The 24,708-nt window shown below is 59.2% G+C and carries 18 protein-coding genes and 1 pseudogene; 6 read left to right on the plus strand and 13 right to left on the minus strand.

The features are described from left to right. Positions 1–319: 319 nt before the first annotated feature. Complete coding sequence (locus RIKMI_RS0105235; RefSeq protein WP_027290740.1) at positions 320–1,993, minus strand: putative transporter; 1,674 nt, start codon at positions 1,991–1,993, stop codon at positions 320–322. A gap of 170 nt (positions 1,994–2,163) precedes the next feature. After that, the gene (locus RIKMI_RS0105240; protein ID WP_027290741.1) at positions 2,164–2,916 is read right to left on the minus strand and encodes a porin family protein; all 753 of its coding nucleotides are present in this window, start codon (positions 2,914–2,916) and stop codon (positions 2,164–2,166) included. A 119-nt stretch (positions 2,917–3,035) separates the two neighbouring features. On the opposite strand from RIKMI_RS0105240, the gene RIKMI_RS0105245 reads away from it, so the two are divergent. From RIKMI_RS0105245 to fsa, 4 genes are all read left to right on the plus strand, one after another. After that, on the plus strand, positions 3,036–4,316 hold the full coding sequence (locus tag RIKMI_RS0105245; protein ID WP_027290742.1) for a TolC family protein: 1,281 nt from the start codon (positions 3,036–3,038) through the stop codon (positions 4,314–4,316). Between the two features lie 1,084 nt (positions 4,317–5,400). Then, the gene (gene rbfA / locus RIKMI_RS13120) at positions 5,401–5,748 is read left to right on the plus strand and encodes a 30S ribosome-binding factor RbfA (RefSeq protein ID WP_037291551.1); all 348 of its coding nucleotides are present in this window, start codon (positions 5,401–5,403) and stop codon (positions 5,746–5,748) included. A gap of 29 nt (positions 5,749–5,777) precedes the next feature. Continuing rightward, positions 5,778–8,084, plus strand: a complete 2,307-nt coding sequence (locus RIKMI_RS13125; RefSeq protein ID WP_084135186.1) for a family 20 glycosylhydrolase — start codon at positions 5,778–5,780, stop codon at positions 8,082–8,084. 508 nt (positions 8,085–8,592) lie between these two features. Then, on the plus strand, positions 8,593–9,252 hold the full coding sequence (gene fsa, locus RIKMI_RS0105260) for a fructose-6-phosphate aldolase (RefSeq protein ID WP_027290743.1): 660 nt from the start codon (positions 8,593–8,595) through the stop codon (positions 9,250–9,252). Positions 9,253–9,331: 79 nt separating this feature from the next. Here fsa and RIKMI_RS0105265 read toward each other — a convergent pair whose 3' ends face one another. The 11 genes and pseudogenes from RIKMI_RS0105265 to sppA form a co-directional block, all read right to left on the minus strand. Further along, positions 9,332–9,802 (minus strand): deoxycytidylate deaminase, encoded by a 471-nt coding sequence (locus RIKMI_RS0105265; RefSeq protein ID WP_027290744.1) that lies wholly within the window; start codon positions 9,800–9,802, stop codon positions 9,332–9,334. A gap of 451 nt (positions 9,803–10,253) precedes the next feature. Continuing rightward, positions 10,254–10,541: an HPF/RaiA family ribosome-associated protein gene (locus tag RIKMI_RS0105270; RefSeq protein WP_027290745.1), complete on the minus strand. Its 288-nt coding sequence runs from the start codon at positions 10,539–10,541 to the stop codon at positions 10,254–10,256. Between the two features lie 11 nt (positions 10,542–10,552). Then, positions 10,553–11,482 carry a tyrosine-type recombinase/integrase gene (locus RIKMI_RS0105275; RefSeq protein WP_027290746.1) on the minus strand — a complete coding sequence of 310 codons (930 nt, stop codon included), beginning with the start codon at positions 11,480–11,482 and terminating at the stop codon, positions 10,553–10,555. A gap of 747 nt (positions 11,483–12,229) precedes the next feature. Further along, complete coding sequence (locus RIKMI_RS0105280; RefSeq protein ID WP_027290747.1) at positions 12,230–13,366, minus strand: ABC transporter permease; 1,137 nt, start codon at positions 13,364–13,366, stop codon at positions 12,230–12,232. Beyond that, positions 13,363–14,112, minus strand: a pseudogene (locus tag RIKMI_RS13130) (ABC transporter ATP-binding protein); the annotation flags it as partial. The pseudogene RIKMI_RS13130 and the gene RIKMI_RS0105280, both read right to left, overlap by 4 nt. Before the next feature lie 17 nt (positions 14,113–14,129). After that, positions 14,130–15,083, minus strand: a complete 954-nt coding sequence (locus RIKMI_RS13135) for an ABC transporter ATP-binding protein (protein ID WP_037291554.1) — start codon at positions 15,081–15,083, stop codon at positions 14,130–14,132. A gap of 112 nt (positions 15,084–15,195) precedes the next feature. Then, a complete protein-coding gene (locus RIKMI_RS0105295; RefSeq protein ID WP_027290748.1) occupies positions 15,196–17,169 on the minus strand; it encodes a family 20 glycosylhydrolase in 1,974 nt (657 codons plus the stop codon). 205 nt (positions 17,170–17,374) lie between these two features. Then, positions 17,375–18,283, minus strand: coding sequence for an HlyD family secretion protein (locus RIKMI_RS0105300; RefSeq protein WP_027290749.1), 909 nt, complete (start codon positions 18,281–18,283; stop codon positions 17,375–17,377). A gap of 347 nt (positions 18,284–18,630) precedes the next feature. Beyond that, on the minus strand, positions 18,631–19,515 hold the full coding sequence (locus RIKMI_RS0105305; protein ID WP_027290750.1) for a purine-nucleoside phosphorylase: 885 nt from the start codon (positions 19,513–19,515) through the stop codon (positions 18,631–18,633). Next, positions 19,472–20,545 carry a tetraacyldisaccharide 4'-kinase gene (gene lpxK / locus RIKMI_RS0105310; protein ID WP_027290751.1) on the minus strand — a complete coding sequence of 358 codons (1,074 nt, stop codon included), beginning with the start codon at positions 20,543–20,545 and terminating at the stop codon, positions 19,472–19,474. Before lpxK ends, RIKMI_RS0105305 begins: the two co-directional genes overlap by 44 nt. Positions 20,546–20,799: 254 nt before the next feature. Then, the gene (gene sppA, locus RIKMI_RS0105315; RefSeq protein ID WP_169715494.1) at positions 20,800–22,587 is read right to left on the minus strand and encodes a signal peptide peptidase SppA; all 1,788 of its coding nucleotides are present in this window, start codon (positions 22,585–22,587) and stop codon (positions 20,800–20,802) included. 571 nt (positions 22,588–23,158) lie between these two features. On the opposite strand from sppA, the gene RIKMI_RS0105325 reads away from it, so the two are divergent. Together RIKMI_RS0105325 and map are read left to right on the plus strand one after the other, a co-directional pair. Continuing rightward, positions 23,159–23,620, plus strand: a complete 462-nt coding sequence (locus RIKMI_RS0105325; protein ID WP_027290753.1) for a single-stranded DNA-binding protein — start codon at positions 23,159–23,161, stop codon at positions 23,618–23,620. A 50-nt stretch (positions 23,621–23,670) separates the two neighbouring features. Next, a complete protein-coding gene (map, locus tag RIKMI_RS0105330) occupies positions 23,671–24,531 on the plus strand; it encodes a type I methionyl aminopeptidase (protein ID WP_027290754.1) in 861 nt (286 codons plus the stop codon). The last annotated feature ends 177 nt before the right edge of the window (positions 24,532–24,708 follow it).

Consider the following 24,708-nt stretch of genomic DNA (forward strand, 5'->3'; position numbering starts at 1 on the left):
ATCCGGCGGCCTGACGGACAGACCACCGGAAACAAAGATAAGATTTTTATAGTCAGCACGCACGATTTTACCCGACACCGGACAACGCCTCTCCCGGCCGGAGTGCCCCCGTCGGGGTTTTGCCGGGGGTTGCCGTACCCGGCTCAGGCGGTACACCGCCGGGCCGATCGAAAGAATCATTATCCGACTTCAGGCAAAACCGAATGTACTTACCATTCGGGAAAATATATCTAACGTCGGATATTACTTTGGGGACGCCCCCACCCCTGCACCACTCCTTCTACACCCACTCCTTCTCCCCCCCTCTCTACGCTCCCTTCTACGCCGCAGCGAAAAGGATCAGCAGCTGCGCCGTCAGGATACGCAGGAACATCGTCAGCGGATAGACCGTGGCATATCCCACCGCCGGCAGGTCGTTGCCCGCCACGGCATTCGAATAGGCCAGCGCGGGCGGGTCGGTCATACTCCCGGCCAGCAGGCCCGCCAGCGTGAAATAATTGATCTTGTAGAACAGCCGTCCGACCACGCCGACCAGCAACAGCGGCACCATCGTAATGATGACCCCGTAGCCGATCCATTTGTAACCGCCGCCGTCCACGATCGTCTCCACGAAACCTTCGCCGGCACCCAGTCCCACGCCCGCCAGGAACAGGGCGATGCCGATTTCGCGCAGCATCAGGTTGGCGCTCATCGTCGTATAGGTCACCACTTTGTACTGCGGTCCGAAACGGCTGATCAGGATCGAAACGATCAGCGGCCCGCCGGCCAGCCCCAGTTTCAGCGGCTGCGGGATACCCGGCAGCATGATCGGGATACTTCCCAGCAAAACCCCCAGAAAGATACCCACGAAAATCGGAATCAGGTTCGGTTCGCGCAGGCGGCGCATCGAGTTGCCCAGCACTTTCGTCGCCTCGGCCACGCCCGTTTCGGTACCCACCAGGGTCACGCGGTCGCCCATCTGCAACTGGAGGTTGCGGTTGGCCACCAGATCGACCCCGGCCCGGTTCACCCGCGTGATATTGATGCCGTATGTGCTGCGTAACCTGAGGTCGCCCAGCCGCTTTCCGTTCAGTTCGGGCTTGGTGATCATCACCCGCCGAGAGATGAACTGGCTGTCGAGTTTCTCCCATTCCGAAAAATCCATGTCGATCTTATGGCCGAGGAAGGCTACCAGCGCCTCCTCGTCCTTGTGGGCGGCGATCACGAACAGTTTGTCGCCGAGGTTCAGTTCGGTGCTGTTGCTGGCGATCTCCGTGCGCCCGTCCGACTGGTGGCACACGCGCGAGACGACGAACGTGCGGTCGATCAGACCGGAAATGTCGCCTACGGTGCGTCCGGCGATAACCGGATTCTCCAGCACGATCGAAATACGCTGCGCCCCCGTGTCGTCATGGTCGCCGTGATTCGCGGCCGCAGCCTCCCTGTCCAGTTTGATGCGGAAAAAGAAACGCATGGCCATGATCGAGACGATGATGCCGATTACCCCCAGCGGATAGGCTACGGCATAACCCAGCGGAATCGAGGGGTCGTTGATGCCCGTCATGTCGCTGTAGGCCTGTTGCGCGGCCCCCAGCCCCGGGGTGTTGGTCACGGCGCCGGAGAGAATCCCGACCATGGTGGTAATCGGTATGCCCGTGGCCACATGCAGGATATAGGCGATCCCCACGCCAAGGAACACGATGGCCGAGGCCAGCATATTGAGCGTCAGGCCGCCTTTCTTGAGCGACGAGAAAAAACTGGGACCGACTTGCAGACCGATCGAATAGACGAACAGTATGAGGCCGAACTCCTTGACGAAATGCAGGGTCGACGGGTCGATCCGCATCCCGAAATGGCTCAGGGCGATACCTACGAACAGGATCCAGGTGATCCCCAGCGAGATGCCGGCTATCCGGATTTTGCCGAGGGCGATACCCACGGCGATCACCAACGCGATCAGCAGAATCGAGTGGGCTACGCCTCCGCCGAAAAAGAGGTTATTGATCCATTCCATAATTTTCAGGAAAGAAATTTAAGGCAACAAAGGTACTCTTTTATTTATTTTTCAGGAAATCCGGTTCCGTCTCTTTTCCGGACAAAAAGACGGAAACGGGCCGCCCCCGCTTCCGCGAACGGGAAGCGGGGGCGGCAGACCCGGCCCGGCCTTCACCGGCACGGAGCGTATCAGTGGAGGTACTTGTCGTACCAGTTCACATGGCGGCCGGTACTCGTGCGGCCGTCCTTGAGCACTTTGCCGACCTTGAGTTTGATCCCGGCGGTCACCGCCCCGGTAAAACCGTATCCCCCTTCGACGAAGAAACAAAAATTCCCTTTGCCCATTTCGACCCCCACGGGCGAAACCTGGTAAGCGAAAATCGCCTTGGCGGACTGGTCCTGGTCGGTCGATACCCAACGGTTCCCCAGGCCGAAGCCCACGCCGGCACGCGTATAGACCGACAGCCAGTTGTTCCGCACCCAATTGACGCGCAGGCTGGGCAGTATCGTGAACCAGTCGTCCTTCTGGCCGTTCTGCTCGATGTCGCGGAACTCCTGCCGCCCCTTGTTGTGAGAATAGACGAACGGCACGTTGAGTTCCAGCCACGGCGTGATTTCGTAGTTGATCCCCACGCTGACGGTACCGAAATTACCGGTGATATGCCCGTCGGGCACCCCCGTCGCGCCCGGCGAATTGTTCTCTACGAAAGGGAACCGCTTGTTGGCGTAGCTGTCGTACGACGTGACGGGCGAATACCCGTAACCGAACGTAATGGCGATACGGCTTTTACGCACCTCCTGCGGCTGGACGTAGACTTTCTTGCCCGTGGAATCCGTCACGCGCGGCGTGAACGGGGTAACGGTGCGCCCGCGCTGGGCATATGTCCCGCCGACGGAAAACAGCACAGCGGCCAAAACGAGCGACATGGATCTGAATTTCATGGTTATCCTGAATGTTTTGAGTTAGTAGTCGTACAAGCTGTCGGAGTTTCCCAAAGTTAATGTTAAATTTGAAATCTCCTGCAGATTTCGTAACATTGTCGTTAGAATTCCTTGTTTCTATGATAAAAATCGCGATTCCGGCCCTGATTCTGTCGCTGTCCGTCGGCGGAGCGGCCGCACAGTCTTCCGTGCTGACCCTCGAAGGGTGCCGCGAGGCGGCCGTCGCCCGCTCGCCGCTCACCGTCCGGCAGGGGCTGGCCGGCGAAAAAAGGCAAGCCAAAGACAAGGCGGCATCGTCGGCCCTCGTCCCGCAACTGGAAATCAACGCCCAGGCCAGCTACCAGAACGAAACGGTGCGGTTCCCGGACGACCTGCCGCTGCCCATCGCGATCGACCTGCCGCTCGACCAATACAAAGCGACGGTGGACCTCAACCAGGTCATCTACGGCGGGAACAGCGTGCGCAACACCAAACGGGTCAATGCGGCCGCAGAAAAAACGGAAACGGCTTCGCTGGACGTACAGCTCGACCGCCTGCGCGACCGGATCAACGACACCTATCTCGGCATCCTGCTGACCGACCGCCGATTGGCGGTAAACGATCTGATGCGGCAAACGCTGGCCGCGGACATCAAGACCGTAACGGCGCAGATCGCCCACGGAACGGCCACGGGAGCCACCCGGGCGACCCTCACGGCACGCATGCTGGAGTTGGAACAGGAGCGGGCCGAATTGCAAGGGACGCGCGACAAACTGGCGGAAGCTCTCCACTCCCTGACGGGTCTCGACATCACGGCGGCGACGGAACTGAAGGTGCCGGAAGTACCGGCCGGCAGCCCTTCGGCCGACGACATCTCTCAACGGTCGGAATTGCGGCTGTACGCGCGGCAGCGCGACCAGCTCGACATGCAGGACAAATTGCTGAACAGCCGTTCGAACCCGAAACTCTCGCTCTTCGCCAGCGGAGGCTACGGCCGGCCGGGTTACAATTTTCTCGACCGCGACTTCGCTCCGATGGCCATCGGGGGAGTACGGTTCAACCTGCCGCTGACCGGCTGGGACGCCACGCAAAAGGAGAAACGGGCCAACCGGATCATGAGCCGGGACATCGACCAGCAACAGCGCGATTTCGAACGGAACGTCTCGATCGAAACGGCGCAATACCGGACGGACATCGAAAAACTGCAGGAGGTGACGGCGCTGGACCCGCAGATCGTGGCGGCGCGGACCGCCGTCAGGGAACAGGCGCTGGCACGGCTCAAAGGCGGCGTCATCACCGATTCGGAATACCTGACGGAATTCAACAACGAAGCGCAGGCCCGGATCAATGCCGAAACGAACGCCCTGCGGCTGGTGCAGGCATGGATCGCCTACGACGCGGCACGCGGGGTTTACAAATAGGAACTAGGTATATACGGCCCGAATCGGAGAACGATGCCGCGCCGGCCCGAAAAGGTTGCATGGTTTCGGAGTAAATGCGGCTGGAGGACAATCGAGCATCCAACGTGCGATTACTGAGCAGGACTCCCTTTCTGTCAGTCCGCAGGCGCGGAAATTTTTAACCGGACGATTTTTATTGATGCGATTCGAAAGAATCGCCGGCTTTCGCGCCCAAGCGGCTCTGCCGCTTCGGGGGTGGGCGCGAAGCCGATAAATGAAGTATTTTAACCGTACATTTAATTCCTACGGTGTCGCCCGGAGCCAGCGAAGGCCAGACCGAATTTTGCGAGTGTTGCAACCGTTAACTTCGCTTCGCTCGTTTCCCTCCTCGCCGCTCGGCCATTCGTGCAACCGACGCTGCCGGTGAGAGCAGTGCAAGCCGGCTTAAGCGCTGCCGAACGGCGAGGAGGAAGGCGAAGCCAACCCCATGTCGCTCGCCGGCAGCGTCGGTTCGCTGGGGGTGGGTTGCCTTTCCGGCTTCTTCCCTGCGCCTTGGCCATACGAACAAGTTCGATGTCACTCGGCTGTTGCGTCGGTTCGGACCGGCTGCTACTGCGGACAATTAAAAATAAGTTTCCGCGTCAGCGGGCGGGCCGGGCCTCCCCCGCGGGAGGCCCGGTGCCGCTGGGCACTCCAGCCGGACTGTAACTACCCGAGACCTCCCGGGCGCCCGACCCGAATGAAAAATAACCGTATGGTTAAAATACTTTACCCTTCGTTTTGCGCCCACCTCATCGGAGCCAACTCCCGATCGGAGTGTCCGGAGATACCGCAAAAGCCGGCGATTTTTGAGAATCGCGGAAAATAGAAACTATACGGTTATGTATTGGCCGGAGTCTCCCCGACGACGGCCTGACAAAGGGGCGTATTCCAAGCGGATATTATTAAGGAAACGGAGTCACGCACGGGCCGCGGCCCCTTCCGGCGGAGGTCCGATGCAACAGCCTGAAAAACATGCCCCGCAGCAACGGACGGATCGAAACCCGACGGCAATTGCCGCGAAACTGCAAATATTCATTAACTTTACCGACAAACGACATACGAGATGGAGAGAGAAGAGACGACCCGGCAGCAGAAAGTCGGAAGACAAATACAGAAAGACATCAGCGATATTTTCCTGAAAGAGGCGCGGCACCTCGTCCAGGGTTCGATGGTGACCGTATCGAAGGTACGCGTCAGCCCCGACCTGACCTTTGCGAAAATATACCTCAGCGTATTCCCGTTCGACAAAGGGACAGCGACCCTTGGCACCCTGAAAGACAATACGTCGATGATCCGCTACGAACTCGGCAAACGGGTGAAGAACCAGCTCCGTACCGTACCGGAGATCGCTTTCGCGATCGACGACTCGCTCGAATACGTGGACCGTATCGAAAAACTCATTCAGGAATAACCGATTATCATTCCAGACCGCCCGAACCGATGACCGTCAGCATATTCTCCAGATTCGCCGCGTTGTGCGGCGGAACGATACTCGCCGTTTCATGCGGCACGCAGCAGACGCCCGTTCCCCAGATCCGCGTCATTCCGAAACCCGTCTCGATCGCCGAAGGAGAAGGCGTATTCAAACTCAAAAGCGGTATGACCGTTTCCGCCGACTCGTCGCTGGCTCCTGCCGCCCGATACCTGGCCGAAGCATTGGAAGCATCCTCGGCTCTCCAGCTCGAACCCGCGCAATCCGGCAAGAAGGGGAATATCGACCTGCGGCTCGGATTGACGAACGACAATCCGGAAGCCTACTCCCTGACCGTCGACGAGAACGGCATCGCCATTCAGGGAGCCACTCCCCGCGGCGTGCTGATGGGGATCGCCACCCTGCGGCAGCTGGTACCGGTCGATCCGAAAGACAGCCGGATCCCTTACGTGAGCGTTACCGATGCTCCGCGATTCGACTGGCGCGGGGCGCATCTCGACGTGAGCCGCCATTTCTATACCGCCGATCAGGTCAAAGACTTCATCGACCTGATGGCGATCTACAAGCTCAACAAATTCCACTGGCACCTGACCGACGACCAGGGTTGGCGTATCGAGATCAAACAGTATCCGTTGCTGACAGAAAAAGGGGCCTGGCGCAAATTCGACAAGAACGACCGGCAGTGCATGCGGATGGCCGCCGAGGAAGACAATCCCGACCTGCTGATTCCGCAGGAGCTGACCCGGATCGAAAACGGGGACACGCTGTACGGCGGATTTTACACGCAGGACGAGATTCGCGAGGTGGTGGCCTACGCCGCCGCGCGCGGAATCGACGTGATTCCGGAACTGGATATGCCGGGCCACCTGATGGGGGCGCAGCAGGGTTACCCGTGGATCACCTGCAACGGGGAGTCGAGCTGGGGCGAGAGTTTTTCGTCGCCGCTGTGCCCCGGAAAAGACTCCGCGCTGATGTTCGCCAAGAACGTGTACAGCGAGGTCTTTTCATTATTTCCGTATGAATACGTGCACCTGGGGGCGGATGAAGTCGAAAAGACGAATTGGAAAGCGTGTCCGGATTGTCAGGCAAGAATCGGAAAATACGGACTGAAGGATGAAAACGAGCTTCAGGCGTGGTTCGTGCACGACATGGAACGCCATTTCAACGCCAACGGCAAGAAGTTGATCGGCTGGGACGAAATCGTGGACGGCGGACTCTCGCCGACGGCTACGATCACCTGGTGGCGCGACTGGGCGCCGAAAGCGGTGGTTACGGCGACCGCGCAGGGCAACAAGGTGATCGTCTGTCCGGATTTCCTGCTTTACCTCGACTTTGCGGAGCAGGCCCGCGATCTGAAACGGATATACGATACCGAACCGACGACTTATCGGGCGGACTGGAACCTGACACCGCAGCAAAAAGCGAACATCCGGGGCATACAGGCCAATACGTGGTGCGAACGGATTCCGAGCGTGCGGCGCATGCAGTACCAGATACTGCCGCGTTTGCTGGCCCACAGCGAAATAGCCTGGGTACAGCCGGAAGCCAAGGATTGGGAGGATTTCCAAAGGCGCTTCGTGGCGCAGGCGGATTATTTCGACCGCCGCGGCATCAATTACCGGGTTCCGGACCTGACCGGGTTCAACGATATCAACGTGTTCGTGGATACGGCCGTGGTCGAAGCGAAGTGTATCCTGCCGAACATACGGGTGAGGTACACGACGGACGGCAGTTTCCCGAATGCGGAATCGCCCCTTTATACCGGCCCGATCACGATAACGGAATCGACGAAATTCATTTTCCGCCCGTTCCGCCCGGACGGTACGGCGGGGGCGATGCAGACGGCGGAATACCGCAAGGAGGACTATTCTCCGGCACAGGCTTTGCCGGAGAAAAAAATGGAGGATGGCATCCGGATGGTTTACCGCGAGTTCAAGGGCCGCAAGTGTGCGGAGATCGGGGAGGCGAAGGTGGTACGGAATTATACGCTGGACAGCGTGGGGGTCCCTTCCGGGCTGGAGGGCTGGCTGGGGCTGGTGTACGAAGGGTATGTGGAGATTCCTGCGGACGGGGTTTATACGTTCGCGCTGACGTCGAACGACGGTTCGATGCTCTATGTGGACGACGAGCGGCTGATCGACAACGACGGACCGCACGGGGATACGCGCCTGACGGCGCAACGGGCGCTGGCCGGGGGCTGGCACAAAATACGAGTCGAGTATTTCGATATGAATAACGGCGGCATGCTCTCGCTCAAATGGGCGTCGCCGAACGAAACGGCCCTGCGGACGCTGACCGGATTTAAACACTGGTAAGTATATACAACTTTACCCTATATTGCTTGATTTTCAGTATATTTCGGCCTGCGCCCACCTCCCGAAGCCGCAGAGCGGCTTGGGCGCGGGGCCGTTTAGGGAGATCGTTACCCGATTTTGGGTAAAATCGTATATACTTACCTAAACACTAACTGCCGGATTTATTTTGTGCCGAGTTAGGCGGCGAGTATAGCGAGCCGTGCGGGCCGGACGGTACCGCCGGACCCTCCTAATGAGCGATTGCAGCGCCTTAACGGATGTCCGCGATAGGGGTAGTTACAGCCCCTTGCCCGGCACGAATACGCGTATTGGATTCCGGCTCGTAATCGTTGGTGTTCCTGCTTTATTCGGGCCGCCGCCACGGGCGGAAGCGCCAAAGGCGCTTGGCGGCAGGCCCGGCGATTCTTCGAATCGCAGCTGCTCGCTCCCAGCCTTATTGCAGCTCGCTCCGCTTGCCACTAATTGAAGTCAAGCGGTGACCTAAATAAACGAACGAAAATTACAGACTATGAAGTTTTTTTTGGATACGGCCAATCTTGAACAGATTCGGGAAGGGGCTGCGCTCGGTATTATCGACGGCGTGACGACCAACCCTTCCCTGATGGCCAGAGAAGGGATAGAAGGACAGGAAGCCGTCGAAGCCCATTATCGTCGGATTTGCGAAATCGTGGACGGCGACGTGAGCGCCGAAGTGCTGAGTACCGATTACGACGGGATGATCGCCGAGGGTACCGCACTGGCAGCACTGCACCCGCACATCGTGGTCAAAGTGCCCTGTACCGAAGCCGGCATACGGGCGATCCGGTACTTCGCCGACCACGGCATCCGCACCAACTGTACGCTGATATTCACCGTGGGACAGGCCGTGCTCGCAGCCAAAGCCGGCGCATCGTACGTGTCGCCCTTCGTAGGCCGGCTCGACGACATCTCGGAAGACGGCATCGGACTGGTCTCCTCCATTGTGGAAACTTTCGGAACCTACGGCTATGACAAAGACTGCCAAGTGCTGGCCGCGTCGATCCGCCACACGCGGCACATCATCGAATGTATGGAGGTCGGCGCCGACGTGGCGACCTGTCCGCTCAAAGCGATACTGGGACTGCTGCGGCATCCGCTCACCGACAAAGGGTTGGAACAATTCGTGCGCGACAGCGAGAAACTCCGCTGATCCGCAGCATATACGGAAGACAACAGAGGCGGGCCTGTCGTACGGCCCGCCTCTCCTTTTTCAAATCGATTGGCCGGTATTACTTCGTTCCCGAAATATCCCCGACCGGACAATCGCCGTTTTCGGCAACCTGCACGACCTCGATCCCCGCCCGCTCCAGCAGCTCCACTCCATCCCGCGAGTGGTAATCGTCGCAGAACACTACCCGCCGGATACCGGCCTGTATGATGAGTTTCGCGCACTCGATGCACGGCGACGCCGTAACATAAAGCGTCGCCCCCAACGAACTGTTGTTCGATTTGGCCACCTTGGTGATCGCGTTGGCTTCGGCGTGCAGCACATACGGTTTGGTCAGCCCCGTCGCTTCGTCTTCGCAGACGTTTTCGAACCCCTGCGGAGTCCCGTTGTAACCGTCCGAAATAATCATCTTGTCGCGCACGATGAGCGCCCCCACCTGCCGCCGCACGCAGTAGGAATTTTCGGCCCAAATGCGGGCCATACGGATATAACGGCTGTCCAGCAACCGTTGTTTCTGTTCGTGGTATCCCATAACGAATCGTTGGCCTTTCGTCCCGTAACTCGTCCTCGAACGGCAGAGAACCGTTTTTTCCGTCCATAAATTTACGGAAAGAACGGTTCTCTCCTCACATCCGAACAGACCAATATAACTATAAAGGCCGGTTTATTTTTCTTCGGAAATATCCCTTTCAGGCTTGTACTTCATATATTTAGCTCCCGGCTTTCGATGTCTCGGCACGCGTCCCCCTGCACGCCTGCGAGCTTGCCTGCGACCGAGACAGCCTTCCGGAAACCGGAACAAGCCGAATAGGGATACTTCCGTTTTCCTTTAGGTAAATTTATACGACTTTACCCTCTTATAGGTGCACCCGATTTTCAATCTATTGCGGGCATCCTCCCTCGGAGAAGCCTCCCGGCCCTCTGTGCCGGGAGGCTTCGCAGGACCGTTCGGGGAGATCATGATCCGATAAAGCCGTATATCATTACCTTTCCTTATACCGTTCGATCTGCCGTTTGATGGCGTCCACGCAGAGGTCCACCGACTCCTCGAACGTTTTGCTGCGGCGTTCGGCCACGAGTTCGTTGCCCGGCACCGACAGTTTCAGCATCACGACTTTGTTTCCCGCCGTATCGTCCTTGTCCAGCCTGAGCGTCACTTCCGCCCCCGTGCTGTTGTCGATCATGCGGTCCAGTTTACCTACTTTATGCTGTACGAAATCGAGCAATTTCTGGTCTGCGTCGAATTTCACGGATTGAATCTGAATGTTCATACCTTTCCTCCTTACTTTTCTTTAGTGTTTAAATGCGCCCTCGGATGGGCATGGTTATACGTCTCTTTCAGGGATTCTATCGTGTTGTGGGTATATATCTGCGTCGCGGCCAGCGAAGCGTGTCCCAGCAGTTGCTGTACCATTCGGACCGAAGCGCCGTGCTGCATCAGATGGGTAGCGAACGTATGCCGCAATACATGCGGCGAACGTTTGCCCTGCACTCCCGCCGACGACAGGCATCCTCTCACGATCGTATAGACCCCCGTTGCGGAAAGCCTTTTACCTTTGTTGGATAAAAATAAACAATTTTCATCTCCTTCGCAAATCTTTTCCTGTGCCCGTACCGTCAAATAATGTTCCAAACGGGATGCCGTATCTGGGAGCAGCGGAATTTGCCTCTCTTTGGCTCCTTTGCCCATCACCCGTACGGTACGACCGGCCAGGTCGAGGCTTTCGAGCGTCAGGGATGCCAGCTCCGAGCGCCTCAACCCGCAGGCGTACAGCATCAGTACGACCATCGCATCCCGTTCGGCGGCGAACTCTTCGGAGGGTTCTTCCAATACCCGGACCAGCCGGTCCATCCGGCTCTGTTCGACGAAAACGGGCAACCGGCGGCCGCTGCGCAACGCTTTGACGTCATGCACCGGATTTTTCGTGACCACGCCTTCGCGCATCAGGTAACGGAAAAAGGAACGCAGGGTGGATATTTTTCGGTTTACGCTGCCGACGGCGGTTCCGGTTTCCACTTCGCGCATCACCCAGCCGCGTACGTCTTTCAGACCGATTGTCTCCGGTTCCAGCATACCGTCCGGTGCGCCTCCGCTCTCCCTCATGTAAGCCTCGAACCCGCGCAGGTCGCGGGTATAAATATCGACGGTAGAGGCCGAGCTGCGTCGCTCGGCCTCCATATAGCGTCCGAATCGTTCGATATAATCGGTCATACGGAAATTCTTTGCGGAGCGGAAAACGTACCGGCTCTCTTGTGCTTCTCCGGCGGGCGATAACGGTAACCGGTCGAATACGGACAGTTCCGAAAATCCGCACAGCCATTTATCACTCCCGGCCGCCTCAGGGGAAATCGTAGTTTGGAGTAGTCCCGGCCTGCCCGCTGGCGCGGGAATTTTTAATCGAACGACTTATCGACTTTGTGCCCACTCCATCGGAGCCCACTCCCGGTCGGAGTGCCCGGCGGTACCGCCCAAGCCGGCGATTTTTTCGAATCGATAAGGATCGTACGATTAATCCAGGTAAGCAAAACCCGGAGCCAGCGAGGGCCAAACGAGCTTTGCGAGTGTTGCAACCCTTCGCCGGGGGTGGCTCCGGGCTGACCGCTACGCGGACAATTAATCGTAGGTTTAAAAAACACTCCCGGCTTCTTACAGGGTGTCGAAGTACGGGTAGAGGCTGCAAGTCCCGGATCGGAGCGTCCGGCGGCACCGGGTCTCCCGACAGGGAGACGGCCGGTCTGTCCGTTGCCGCGGAATAAACTGAAATGCAGTTTTTCAGCCGCGCAACGGTTCCCGGTACTGTTTACCCGTACAATCTTCCGTTCGTTCCGTCGTCTTTCTCACCAGGCAGACGCCGTCCGTCCGATAAAATAACAGACTCCGGGCGGTGAATCGGAGTCCGCTCTTCCGATTTTCGGGAAACGGGATGGCAGCCGGTCGCACGTCCGCCCCCGAAACGGATTATGGTTGCGGGCGCTCCCTGCGCGAGAACATCCACAGGGCCAATCCGATCAGCAACACCGTCATTCCGCCCAATACCGTCAGCGGCAACCATACGTCCGTTACCGGCTGTCCCTTGAGCATCAGTCCTTTGACGCCTTCGATAAACCATGTCGCCGGTACGGCCTGGCATATCCATTGCAGCACGACGGGCATGTTGGCCGGCGGAAAAATGAAGCCTGACAGCAGCATCGTCGGCAGCAGAAGCCCCAGCAGCGACGAAGTCAGGGCCGACTGTTGCGTCTTGACCAGCGATGAAATCAATATCCCCAACCCGATGGCCGACAGGATGAACAGCGAGCACAGCAACGCCACGCCCCACACGCTCCCGTAACAGGGCATTCCGAAGACGAGCGTACCCAGCAGCATGATAAGCGCCGTATTGACCGCCGTCAGCGCGAAATAGGGGACCACTTTGCCCAATACGATCGTCCGGGCCTTGAGCGGCGATACCGTCAGCAACCGCAACGTGCCCGTCTCCTTTTCCCGGGCCAGCGTCACCGAAGTCATCATCGCCGCGACGATCATGACGATCATGGCGATCACGCCCGGCACGAACATGTAGGCCGATTTGAGTTCCGGATTGTACATCATCCGCACATTGATCCGCAGCGGGGCGTCGGCGGCCGGCGAAAGACCCTGCGCGGCGTTCAGCTCCGCGTTCAGGTCGGCCACGATGCCCGATGCGTAGCCGATGATCGTAGTGGCGACGTTCAGGTCGGAAGCGTCGGTCACCAGCTGTACCTGCGCTCCCCCGTACCGTCGGGCGTCCGAACCGAACCCGGACGGGATAACGACCACCATCTTGACCGTGCCTTTCTTGAAAGCCGCGTCGATATCCGTCTCCCGCCGCACCTCGTCCACGATACGGAACTGATCGGCTGCCGTCAGTTTCCGGAGCAGTCGGCGTGTCAGCGGATCGCCGTGCGACGAATCCAGCACCGCGATCGGCGTGCGGTCGATGTCGGTCGAGATCACGTAACCGAATAGCAGCACCAGCGCCAACGGAATGGCGAACAGCATGACAAGCGTCCGCCGTTCGCGCAGGATATGCCGCCACTCTTTGGCGACGAAACTCGAGAAACTGCCGTTTTTCATGCTTCGCCCTCCTTCGCGGTTGTGTCCGGTACCGCCGTGCTTCGGGTCAGCTTTCCGAACAGGTCGTCCATATCCCTTGCTCCGTATTCCCGCATCAGCGTGCGCGGCTTGTCCAGCGCTTTCATCTGACCGTCGGCCATGATGAGCGTCCGGTTGCAGTAGAGCGCTTCGTCCAGGTAGTGTGTCGTCACCAGGATGGTGGTCCCCTCGTCCGCCGCGTCGAGGATCAACTCCCAGAACCGGCGCCGCCCCAGCGGATCGACGCCGCCGGTCGGTTCGTCCAGAAAGAGCACTTCGGGCCGGTGGAGCATCGCCGCCGAGAGGGCGATCTTCTGTTTCCAGCCAGGCGGCAAGCCGCCCACCAGTTGGTTCTTCAACGGTTCCATTTCCAGTTTGCGGTACATCTCTTCCGTCCGTTCCCGCAGCGCGGCACGCCTCAGCCCGTAGATCGTCCCGAAGAGTTGCAGGTTTTCGCCGACGGTCAGATCGTCGTAGAGCGAAAACCGCTGGCTCATGTAGCCGATGCGCCGTTTGACCTGTTCCGGCCGGCGGGCCACGTCGTATCCTGCGACCTCGGCCCGGCCGGAAGTCGGTTTCAGCAGGCCGCACAGCATCCGGATCGCGGTAGTCTTGCCCGCTCCGTTGGCACCGAGGAAGCCGAACACTTCGCCCCGCTCCACTCCGAACGTCAGGTCGTCCACGGCGGTGAAATCTCCGAACCGGCGGGTGAGATGCTGTACGATGATATTCTTTCCTTCCTGAGTCATGGATTGTCCGCTTTCAGTGAATCTTCGGTTTCGGCGCCGGAGGTGAGTTGTATGAACAGGTCTTCGACCGTCGGACGCACCGGACAGACCGAGATCAGCGAAGTGTCCGTGCCCTGGCCGCGCAGGTAACTGACCACCGTTTCCGTCCGTATGCCGGGCAGCGGCATGCCCAGGTGGATCCGGTCGCCGAACGAGTAGCACCCGCCGCTGAGCGACCATCCGCGCAGTAGCCGCAGCAGCCGGGTGTTGTGCGCCGTGTCGGCCGCTCCGATCTCGTACAAGGTGCCCCGGTAATGCCCGGCGACCTGGCCGGGAGCCAGCGTGTCCAGCACCGTGCCGCGGTGGAGCAGAGTGATACAGTCGCATTTGGCGGCTTCGTCCATGTACGAGGTGGAGACCAATACGGTCTTCCCCCGGTCGGCGAGTCCGCGCAGGGCCGTCCAGAATTCGCTCCGCGAGGTGGGATCGACGCCGGTGGTCGGCTCGTCGAGCATCAGTACCGCCGGGTCGTGGATCATGGCGCAGCAGAGAGCCAGTTTCTGTTTCATCCCGCCGGACAGTTTGGCGGCGGGCCGGTCGGCGAAAGGTTCTATCTGACGCCAGATGTCGCCGACCAGCGAGACGATGTTTTCGACGGGCTGCCGGTAGATGCGGGCGAAAAATTCGAGGTTCTCGCGTACGGAAAGGTCGCCGTACAACGAAAAGGCGGCGGGCATGTAGCCGACGGTTTTCCGGACTTCGCGCCACCGGGTCGCGGTGTCGTACCCGCCGACGACCGCGGTGCCTTTGTCCGCCCGCAGCAGGGTGACGAGGATGTCGAACAGGGTGGTTTTCCCGGCGCCGTCGGCGCCGATCAGTCCGTGTATGGTGCCCTGAGGCACGTGCAGCGACACGTCGTCGAGGGCGGGGGTGCCGCCCCGGGTTTTCGATATCCCTTCCGCTTCGATCATGTGTGGAGTCGTTCTTTGGGTTCCGGGAGCATGCCTGCCGGCGTCCGCGCAGGACCGTCAGGCAGCCGTTTTTCTGCGGCCGGGCGTTCCCGGAGATTGTCGGGCGGGGCGGCTATTCGTCCCCGCGGTGGTTGTACACTTTCAGGTTGCTGATCCGGCTGTCGAAGTCGCCTGCCTTTTCCAGCGGGAAGACCAGCGTGCGCACGTAATTCATGGAATCTTTTCCGCCGTTGTAGTAACGTTTCTGCACATCCATGACGTCGATGGTTTTTCCGTTCACTTTCAGCGTCGTGGATCGGTTGTCCCCCTCGATCCGGATCCGGGCCTTCTCGCCGGGGTTCACCCGGTAGGGGAACGTATTCAGGTAACCGTCGCGGGCGAAACCCAGCATGCCCCGGATCGGGTCGCTCAGGTAGAATACGGCGTTCGGGGAGCGGAACAGGACGGTTCCGCGCTTCTCGTCGGCTCCCTCGATGTCGAAGCTGACGGTGTAGTCGTAACCGATCTCCGGGTAGGCGGAGCTGTCGCCGGGACGTACCTCGGCGCGTTCATAGACCAGCGCCGGGGCCGTGCCGATCCTCGCCAGCTGATTGACGCCCGGCGCTTCGCTCAGGGCGGCCCGCCGCCGGTCGAATTCCGCATAGGGGAGGGAGACCGCTTCGCCCGTCCACATCTTGGCGGACAGGGTCTGCAACGGCGGAAAAATGCGGTGATGGATGTCCTTGACCGATATGCCGTTCCCCACATGGTCGTTCCAGACGGCGAACATGCCGCCGAGGATGGCGGGGTGCCGCTCTTCGAACACCGCTTTCCCGATATGCGGCGGCGTCCACTGTTCGTAAAGGTAGGGTTCGTTCAGGTAATCGTGGTAGTAGCCGGCCATCGGCACGATGTAGACCAGACCGTCCGGAATGCTGACGAGCCGGTAGCCCTGTTCGATCATGGCCGCCGGATCGGCATATCCGTTGTACCAGGCGTTCATAACGACGTTCTCGACTTTGACCGGCGTCTGGCCGGAGGCGTGGGTCAGGGCGCCCCACACGACGGTCTGCTTGCCGTAGCTCTCCACCAGACGGATATAATGGTCGGTGAAGGCGCGGAATTTTTCGACCACCTCTTTCTTTGCGTTCGAATATTCGTCCGTGCCGATGTGCACGCGCGGACCGACGAAAACCGGGTCGTCGCCTGCCAGATACTCCCTGAACAGGGCGTCCGCGAACCGGTAAGTTTCGGGATTGAACAGGTCCAGGTGATCCATGCCGTACTCTTTGCTTCCGATTTCCGGCTTATAATGGGTGAAAGCGAGCGAGTGGGCCGGAATGTCTATCTCCGGTATGATCTCCACGAAACGGTCGGCGGCCTGTCGCTGGAAGTCGGCGAACTCTTTTTTGGAGTACGACCCGTCGCGGGCGGTCAGGCCGGGAAAGGTGTCGGATTCCAGCCGGAACGCGGCGTAGGTCTTGTTCCAGTCGTGTCCGAAATATTGTTTGAAGCCGTTGTCGTTCAGATGGACTTGCAGGACGTTCAATTTGTAGTAGGCCATGATCCGGGTCAGGTCTTCCAGATAGTCCATCGGGATGAATTTACGGCCGCAGTCGATCATGAAGCCGCGGAAAGGGTAGTCCGGCCAGTCCCGGATCGTCCCTTTCGGGAGCGAACGGGCGCTGTCCTGTTCCGATATCTGGAGCAGGGTGCGCGTGCCCCAGTAAAGCCCGGCCGGAGTGGGGGCGGAGAGGGCCGCGCGGTCGGTCGTGCGGACGGAGTAGCCTTCCGTGCCCAACGCCTTGTCGGGAGAGAGAGCGAGTACGAAGTCGCCGGGCGAGGCTTTGCCCAGCGCCACGGGCAGCGCCCGGCCGAACATTTCGGCATAGTCTGCGGCGAACAGGCGGGCGATGCGCAACGCTTCCGGTTGGTCCGGGGAGCAGACGATCCGGGCGTCCGGGCCGGGGACGAAACGCCCTTTCCCGCCCGACCATTGCCGGATTTCGGGGACGACGAACGGTTTGGGGTTCTCGGCCGCGCGGAGGCCGTGGCCGACCGGCAACAGGCACAGCACGGCGAGGATGAGTTTCGACAGGGTTTTCATGGGGGCGGAATCTTTTCGGAAAATTTAGGCGACTATATACGAATTTACCCAAAATCAGGTAACGATCTTCCCAACCGGCCCTTCGGTGCCGCTCGGCACAGGGGACCGGGGCTTTTCTCTGCTTCAGGAGGTGGCGAGGGCCGAAATATACTGAAAATCAAGCACGCATATAAATTAGGATTAAATCGTATATAGTTATCAAAGTTTATTTGGCATTGAAATAGACTTCGGCCGGCATGCCGATTTTCAGCGGGCCGGGGTTGGCTACGTAGATTTTCAGCGCGTAAACCAGGTTCGCGCGTTCGTCTTTGGTCTGGATCACTTTGGGCGTGAATTCCGCTTTGTCCGCGATCCAGCCGATGCGTCCCGTAAAACGGGCAGCCCCGGCGTAGGTGCTGTCCACCGTTACCCGTACCTCCTGACCGATCCGTATCGAGGCGAGTTGCGGCTCTTCGACGTAGGCCCTAAGGATCATCGTGTCCAGGTTCGCCACTTTGTAGAGCGGTTTGCCGATCGCCGCCAGTTCATGCTGTTCGGCGTATTTCGCCAGCACCGTCCCCTCCACCGGGTTCACCACATAGGCGTTGTCGATCCGGTCCTGCACTTGCAGGATCTGTTGCCGGAGGGGTTCCATCCGGGCCAGCAGGGTGCGTGTCTGGATGTCGAGGTTCGATTCCTGGGCGTCGATCTGTTTTTGCAGGATCTCGGCGTCGTACGAGAGGTTGTCGACCTGCTGGGCTGTCGAAGCGTCGGCGTCGGCCAGCGCCTTGAAGCGTGCCAATTCGTGTTTCGTTTTCGCCAGCTGTTCGCGCGTTACGTCCAGTTGTTTTTCTTTTTCCGGAAGCTGCGCCCGGAGCACGGCGATCTCGCCCTGCAATTGGTTGCGTTGCAGGACCAACAGCATCGTGTCCACCCAACCGACGATTTCGCCCCGCCGCAGCCGGTAACCTTCGTCTACGTTGAATTCCAGCAGTTTGCCGTTGCAGTCCGCCGACACGATCACTTCCACCGCTTCGAAGTTGCCGTAGGCGTCCGGTTGCGGGCCTCGCGTGCAGGAGCATGTTCCCCATACCGCGAACAGGGCCGCCGCCCCGATGGGAAAATATCTTTTCATAAGTTTATTGTTATCTATGCTGTTTTCAGGTATATACGGTTCGGAAACGTATACGGTTTATGCCTGGTATTTATTTGTACGGTTAAATTTATATGTTGTCGCCCGGAGCCAGCGAGGGCAAAACCGCAGGTTGCAGCCCTTCGCCGGGGGTGGCTCCGGGCTGACCGCTACGCGGATAATTAACCGTATGGTTAAACAATAAGTTTCCGCATCAGCATGCGGGCCGCAGCCTCGCCCCGCAAAGACCCGATGCCGCTCGGCACTCGAATCGGGCTGTAATTACCCCGTTCCCATCCAAGAAACGGGCGCAATCTGCGGAAGAACGCACCGATATAATGCGCAGGCGGCTACAGTTTGGTCACGATTTCGCGTACTAACGCACACAGTTTCGGCATCGCGCGGTTCCCCGCCTCGATCACCTCGTCGTGCGTCAGCTTTCCGGCGCCGCACGGCTGCGCCGGTTCCCCTTTCAGCACATTGGTAATCAACGAAAATCCCAGCACGCGCACCCCCTGATGTCTCGCCACGATCACCTCCGGCGTCGTGGACATACCCACGGCATCGCCTCCCATCCCCCTGAAATAACGCACCTCGGCCGGCGTCTCGTAACTCGGCCCCGTACCTCCGACATAGACCCCCTGCCGCAGCACCGTTCCCTGCGCCATAGCCGCCGCATGCGCCAGTGCGATCAACCGCCTGTCGTACGGCTCGCCCATATCCGGAAACCGCACGCCGAGGGCTGGATCGTTAGGTCCCACCAACGGATTCGGGATCAAGTTGATATGGTCGTCGATCACCATAATGTCCCCCGTTTCGAACAACGGGCACAAGCCGCCCGCCGCATTCGACACGATCAGCGTCCCGATCCCCAGACAGCACATGGCCCGTACCGGCAGCACCACCTCCCCGACCGGATACCCTTCGTAATAGTGCACCCGCCCCTCCATGGCGATCACGTATTTCCCGCCCAGCCGGCCGTAAATGAACCGTCCTTTGTGCCCTTCGACCGTGGAGCGCGGAAAATCGGGAATGTCCGCGTAATCCAGCGTTCCGATCACCTCGATGGTATCGGCCAACGCTCCCAGTCCGGAACCGAGGACAATCCCCACCTCCGGCGCCGGCAGCCCTCCGCTTTCGACCGTTCCGCCCGGCATATCCGTAAAATAACGCCGGGGAGCGATATTGAGCCTACTCCGGATGAAGCATGTTGTATTTCTGATTCTCTCTGACATATTGATCCAGTTGCCTGTGGAAATCGCACTCCTTGTTTTCGAGGAACTCCACGCGGATAGAGCTGTAATAGAGCCTGCGTTTGAAATCGTCGCTGATCTTGCGGCTGTTCATCAGCCGCACGGCATCCTTTTCGGTCACCACCACGGCGGTTTCGGCCGGCAACGATGCCAGAGCCGCTTCGACCGCATGTATATCCCTCATTTTGAATGTATAGTGATCTCCGAAGATAAATGTCCGCACCACATCGTAGTCTTTCCGGAGGTCTTCGACAAATCGTTTGGGATTGGCGATACCCGCCATCGCCACGACCGGCGTACCCCGTTTCAGCGTCGGTTCCTGCCCGAAAGCGGGATAGAGAGGCACCGGAACCTGCGATGCGAAACGGGTGAAATAGAGGCTTTGGTAAGGATACAGGTCGAGGTGCTTGCTCATGATCCGGTAATCCAGCGGCTTCATGTCGTCCGGACATTTGGTCACGATCACGATCTGGGCACGCGCGATCTGGGCACGCCGGTCGCGGAGGCGTCCCATCGGCAGCAGGTAGTCGTCGTAAACCGGACAGTTATAGTCCATCAGCACGATATTGACCCACGGTTCGACATAACGGTGCTGGAAGGCGTCGTCCAGGATGATGAGGTTCACCTCCGGATGCGCCGACCGCAGCTTCTCGATCCCTTCCACCCGTTTTTCGCACACCGCCACCGGGATATGCGGATATTTCAGCTTGATCTGTTTGGGTTCGTCGCCGATTTTCTTGAACGAGCTGTTTACCGCCGCCAACACGAATCCCTTCGTCTTGCGTTTATACCCCCGCGACAGCACCGCCACCTTGAATTCGCCGTCCAGCATTTCGATCAGCCGTTCGGTATGCGGCGTCTTGCCCGTACCCCCCACAGTGATATTGCCCACGCAAATAACAGGAATATCGAACTCCCGGCTCTTGAGCACTCCCCAGTCGAAGAGCTTGTGCCGGATGTCGATCACCCCTCCGTATATCCAAGCCAGCGGCGCGGCCAGTATTTTACCCAACAGTCCCAAGATTCCGATTTATTAACGGGTAAATATATATGATTTCCCGGTTATATACATCCAAGTAAGTATACGCTATGTTTGCACTGCTTTATTCTTTCGGCCCGCGCCGCCATACCCCGGCAACCGGAATCCGTCCGGTACCGGGCCGAACGGAGCCGACGGGACTGGCGTAAAGCCGTATAGGGCCACCATAGAGTGCGGAACTCCCCCGATCGGCGCCGCGGAACGTTTCGCCGCAGTCTTTCCGACTCTTAGTATTGCATCTCGATCCGATACGGTACCTGCGCCTTGATGCCCGGATCCGTCACCATTTCGCGGACGCGTAGGGCTTCGGCGCCAAGGGGCGGCATGCCGCCGCCCGTTATCTTCGCCACTGCCGAACCGGTCAGCGATCCGAGGATCGAAGCGAACGACGAGGTTTCCGGCTCCGGATACTGCCGGACGGCATAATCGCCCGGTTCCAGCCCGGCATGTTCCGCAGCGATCCGCACCGCGTCGCGCAACGTTCCGGTGCAGTCGGCCAGTCCGTTTTCCATCGCCTGCACGCCGGTCCACACGCGGCCGCCGGCCATCGCGTCCACGCTGTCCGCGGTCAGATTGCGGCCCCTCGCCACCAACTCCACGAACCGCGCATAGACCGTATCCACCCCGTTCTGGATATAAAGGCGTTCGGCCGGACTCAGCGGCCGGAACATATTGCCGAGGTCGGCCGCAGGATTGGTTTTCACCACGTCGGCGGTCAGCCCGAGGTGTTCCCGCGCCCCTTCGCCGACATTGAACGTCAGGCCGAACACGCCGATCGACCCGGTGAGGGTGGTCGGGGCCGTTACGATATATTCCGCGCCGCAACTGATGTAATATCCGCCCGAAGCGGCGTAATTTCCCATCGAGACGATCACGGGTTTCGCCTGCTGGAGGAGGCTGACCTCGCGCCAGATGATCTCGGCCGCTAATGCGCTCCCGCCGGGGCTGTTGACGCGCAGCACCACCGCTTTCACGTCGTCGTCCTTGCGGATTTCGGCCAATGTCTCGGCCAGCGCATTCCCGACGATCTGTTTGTTCCGGTCGCCGGCATCCACGATGTCGCCGTCGGCGTACACCAGGGCGATCTCGTCGGTCGCTAACGCGTTGCCCATCGTCGCGCGTCCCGCGCTCCGGCGGCCGGCGAATTTGTAATCCTCCAGAGGGAGTATCTTCGGTTCGCCGGTCGAATCCTGCCCCGACAGGCGGGCCAGTTCGTCGGTCATCTGATCGCGGTAGTAAAGGCTGTCCACGAATCCCAGCCGCACGGCGTCGCGGGGGGTGGCCACGGCCAGCCGCGACGCGTAGCTTTGCAGGCTGTCGGCTGCGATTTCCCGGCTCTCGGCGATCTCGCTGACGAGGTAGTCCCAGACGGAACGGGTCATGGACTCCATCTGCAACCGGTTTTCATCGCTCAGCTGCTCTCGAATAAAGGGTTCGCCGGCTCCCTTGAATTTGCCGTGCCGGATCAATTCGGCTTGCACGCCGAGCTTGTCGAGCAGCCCTTTGTAAAATATCACGTTGGAGGCCAGCCCCTGCCAGGCCAGCCCGCCCTGGGGGTTCAGATATACTTTGTCGCCGGCCGAGGCGAGGTAATACCCGTCCTGGGAATAGACGTCGGCATAGGAGACGACGAATTTACCGCTTTCGCGGAATTCGGCCAGTGCCTGACGCAGTTCGTAAAGGGTCGAAACGGAGGAGGGAATGGCCATGGGCACGTTCAGGTAGATGCCGTCGATGACGGGGTCTTCGGCGGCTTTCCCGATCAGGGCGACGGCTTCGTACAGGGTGGTCTGCTCGCGGAAACTGAATTCGTTGTAATCGAACAGGTCGATGGCGCTCCCTTTCGATTTGTCCACAATGGGCTGCGCCAGGTCGATACGCAATATGGTGTGGGGATGTACGGGACCGGCGCTCTTGCTTCCGGAACCGATACCGCCGATGGCGGCTATCAATCCGGCGAGCATCATGAAACTCAATATGACAAAGGCAATGCCGCTGACAAATATGGCCAACAAACAGGCAAAAAAGGTCTTGAAAAAACTATTCATCACAAATCTATCCCTTTAACTGTTCGTTTATCCGTACATTGAGAGTAGAGTCCACTGTTCTTTCTTTGAAAAGAAAGAACCAAAGAAACTTTCGAGCAGGTTTGCAATGCCTCAGTTTGTCGAAAACCTTTTCTTGCAGACTTCTTTGTTCTGTAACAGATAGGGGACATCGGGCATAACGATATTAAAGTCCCCTATCCGTTACAGAACAAACTTTCAAAGGCAAAGGTCATCCGCCAGGCTCAAGAGATGCGCAAGCATCTCAAAAAGTTTTTCTGGTTCTCTTTGTTCACAACCGACGCTGCCAGCGAATCCAGAGACCGTTTACGGGCTATGGTAAGCGGCGAGGAGGAAAACGAGCGTAGCGAAGTTAAAGAGAACAGTCGCCTCAAACCTGAACAGTACAGATAAACGAACGGTTAAAATACTAATTTGCGCTAAGATACGATTTTTTCGGGAGAACAGGCGCAAGAATGCGAATAAATCAGTATCTTCGGAAATCGTATAACAATCAAACTATCGCAAAAAACAGACAGATATGGTCAATAAAGTTATTCTGATCGGGAACGTAGGCGCCGAGCCGGAAGTACGCGCATTGGAGACCGGCATAAAAATGGCACGGCTGAGGATCGCCACCACCGAACGCATCTACAACTCCTCCACCGGCGAAAAACGCGAACACACCGAATGGCACACCGTCGTCCTCTGGCGCGGTCAGGCCGACTTCGCCGAGAAATATATCCGCAAAGGGAGCCAGGTTTACGTCGAAGGGAAAATCCGGTCGCGCGAATGGACCGAAGAAGCCACCGGCAACAAACGGTACGCCATCGAAATCCTGGCCGACGAAATCCGACTGCTCGGCGGGCAACGGAGAAACGACGGCAACTACGGCGAACACCGCGGCGGGCCGCAACCGGGACACCCCGCCTACGGCAGCCGGCAAGAGGCGCAGAACACCGTTCCCGGACTGCCCAAAGACGCCGACGACCTGCCCTTCTGAGCCGCCCGCGGCAGGGAACAGCGGGAAGCTATTTTTCGTACCTTCGCGCTATGCCTAAAATAAACTTTCGACACGACAGCGCCCCCGCCCCGTCCCGCATCGCGGACGACACGGAGCGCAGAATCGCCTGGTACCGCCAGCGGGGACATGAAGTCCCCCCGCGGCGGCTCATCAAGACCCCCGAACAGATCGAAGGGATACGCCTCAGCGGAATCGTCAATACCGGCGTGCTCGACCTGATCGAAGAACGCATCCGGCCCGGCATGAGCACCGCCGAGATCGACCGGCTCGTGTACGACTACACCGTCTCGCACGGAGCCGTACCCGCTCCCCTGAATTACGAAGGATTCCCAAAAAGCGTGTGCACCTCCATCGACGAAGTGGTCTGCCACGGCATCCCCAGCGACAAAGTCATACTCAAAGAGGGCGACATCGTCAATGTCGATGTTTCGACCATCCTGAACGGCTATTACTCCGACGCCTCGCGCATGTTCATGATCGGCGAAGTGTCCGACGAGAAACGGAGGCTGGTCGAAGTGACGCGGGAATGCCTGCACATCGGAGCCGAAGCCGCCAAACCGTTCGGATTCGTCGGCGACATCGGCGCGGCGATCCAGCGGCACGCCGAAAAGAACGGCTATTCCGTCGTGCGCGACCTGTGCGGGCACGGCGTGGGGCTGGAATTCCACGAAGAGCCGGAAGTGGCCCATTACGGCCGCCGCGGCACCGGGATGCTGCTCGTGCCCGGCATGGTCTTCACCATCGAACCGATGATCAACATGGGCGACTGGCGCGTCACCGTCGATCAGCGGGACGGATGGACCGTGCGTACCCGCGACGGCAAACCCTCCGCGCAATGGGAACACACGTTCGTCATGACCGAGTCGGGCGTAAAGGTCCTCACGCATTAGCTTCCGGGCCGAGCGGCGCACTGCCGTCCGTTATTCTCCGGTTCTCAGCCGGAAGTTGAAGCCCGGCCCGCACACCGAGCGGCGCCGCAGAACCGAACAGGGAGACCATCTCCCGATTCGGGGTGAGATCTTATGCGCCTGCACAACAAACAGCCCGCCGTGCCGCCGCACGGCACG

It is taken from the genome of Rikenella microfusus DSM 15922 (genome assembly GCF_000427365.1).
Classification (GTDB): domain Bacteria; phylum Bacteroidota; class Bacteroidia; order Bacteroidales; family Rikenellaceae; genus Rikenella; species Rikenella microfusus.